We start from the raw sequence: 1785 nt of genomic DNA, 5'->3' as shown, positions 1-1785 counted from the left end.
GGCTGACGGGCACTTGCCTGGACATGCCGAAGGGCCGGACCCTGTGGGGGTCCGGCCCTTCGGTCGTGTGCGTGGGTGTGTGGGTGTCAGCTGGTGGCGTAGCCGCGGGTGGCGATCCAGTCGGCGAGGTGTTCGACGCTGATCTGGTAGGCGGCTTGGTTGGGGTCGGCGGAGTCGGCGATGGTGACGGTGGTGCCGTTGTCGTGGTAGCCGACGACGCTGATGTAGTGCCCGCCCTCGTAGGAGTGGCTCACGCCGTTGGTGTCGGTGCTGGTGCCGGCGATGTTCGCGACCACGGCCCTACCGTCGTCAACGGTGCGGACGATGTCGGCGCGCAGCGTGTCGGTCTGCTTGGCGTCAGCGTCGGGGGTGCTGATCTCCACCGACCGGTAGGCGTCGTTCTTGCCGGTTTCCTTGTTCAGGACGGGGGTGATGTCGTTGATGGAGTTGGTGCCGGCTTCGGTGGTGCCCATTTCCTTGGCCATGTCGTCGACGTTGATGTTCTTGCCCTGCACACTCAGGGCGTTTCGGGTGGCGGCGGGGCCGCAGTAGTAGAAGTTCGGCTGGGCTTCGTAGCGCACGCCCAGTTCCCGCTCACCGTGACCCTTGCGGTCGGTCTGCGTCTGCGTGGTGGCCGGCTTGCTGGTGGGTGCGGCGAAGGCGGTGGTGACGGGGCCGGCGATGGCGCCTGCGGTGAAGGCGAGGCCGGCGGCGGTCAGAGTGGTCTTACGGATCAGATCGGTACGCATGATGGCGTGCTCCTCTGCATCGGGGGTGTGCCCGCACCACCTCGGGGGGGTGTGGTGGTGCGGGGGAAGTTCTTGCCCGGCGACCCGCAGCGAGGGGGTCGGCGTCGGGACAGGGTGTAACCGTTCGCGGCGGCAGGTCATTCCACCTACCCGCGGGAGGCTGGCCGTTGTGGTGCTCGGCCGTGCGGGGGATGTAACCGGGGCGGCCTGGCGGGTGTTCCCCGCGGCTGCCATGCCCGGCGGTTGTGGTGCTCGGCTGTGCGGGGGATGTAACCGGGCCGGCCTGCGGAGTGTTCCCGGCAGGCTGTCTCCGACGGGAGGGCCCGGCGGGGTCGGCGCACCATGACCCGGACTGTTGCGGTGGTCTGCCAGGTATAACGACCCGGCCCGGCCCACGATTCCGCCACGGGGGTGGCCCCGGCCACCCGACACCAACCGTCAAAGCCGACAAACCACCCACCCTGTCGGCCCGGCGAACCCCGACACGGCGGCCACACGACGTGATCCACTCGGGTTCACGGAAAACGCGGTGTCCGGCTGCCGGGGATGCCCCGACTTCATGAAACGCGAGTGGATCAAGCCGTTCTGTGCCGTACGCCCGCCCTAACCGGCCCGACGCGGCGGGACAGCGCCGGACGACGGGCCGGACGAAACGCGGCCAAACCAGACGCCGCCAAACCAGACGGGGCCAGACGAGACGCGGCCAGACGAGACGCCGCCCGACCAAACGCCGCCCGACGAGACACTGCCCGGGCGGAGGCGCGGGGCGGACCGTCGGGCGGACTGACCGACCAGGGGGAAGCGCATCCTACGGAACCCGGCGGCCCGCTAGATCGTGCTCGATCCAGGAAACAGGCCCCTCCCCACGCAACGAGGCCACTACATCCAGGAACGAGCACGATCATGCGGGGCGCGACCGCCCATCAAGGGGCGAGCGAGGACAGCCAACGTGAGCTGAGGGCCGCCTCCTGCCGGCCGGGCAGCCGGGCAGGCGGGCGGCCGGGCAGGCGGGCGGCCGGGCAGGCGGGCAGCCGGG

The 1785-nt window shown here is 70.4% G+C and carries 1 protein-coding gene; it reads right to left on the bottom strand.

Going from position 1 to position 1785, the window contains the following annotated elements; genetic code table 11:
- Positions 1-86: 86 nt before the first annotated feature.
- Positions 87-749 (bottom strand): C39 family peptidase, encoded by a 663-nt coding sequence (locus MED01_RS32105; RefSeq protein ID WP_238672206.1) that lies wholly within the window; start codon positions 747-749, stop codon positions 87-89.
- Positions 750-1785 lie beyond the last annotated feature (1036 nt).

This window comes from Micromonospora alfalfae (genome assembly GCF_022230925.1).
GTDB classification, from domain to species: domain Bacteria; phylum Actinomycetota; class Actinomycetes; order Mycobacteriales; family Micromonosporaceae; genus Micromonospora; species Micromonospora alfalfae.
This window is presented reverse-complemented; position numbering and strand designations above follow the sequence as displayed.

Coding starts and splice junctions, on each gene's coding strand:
- MED01_RS32105 (WP_238672206.1), bottom strand. CDS start 749: ATGCGTACCGATCTGATCCGTAAGACCACTCTGACCGCCGCCGGCCTC.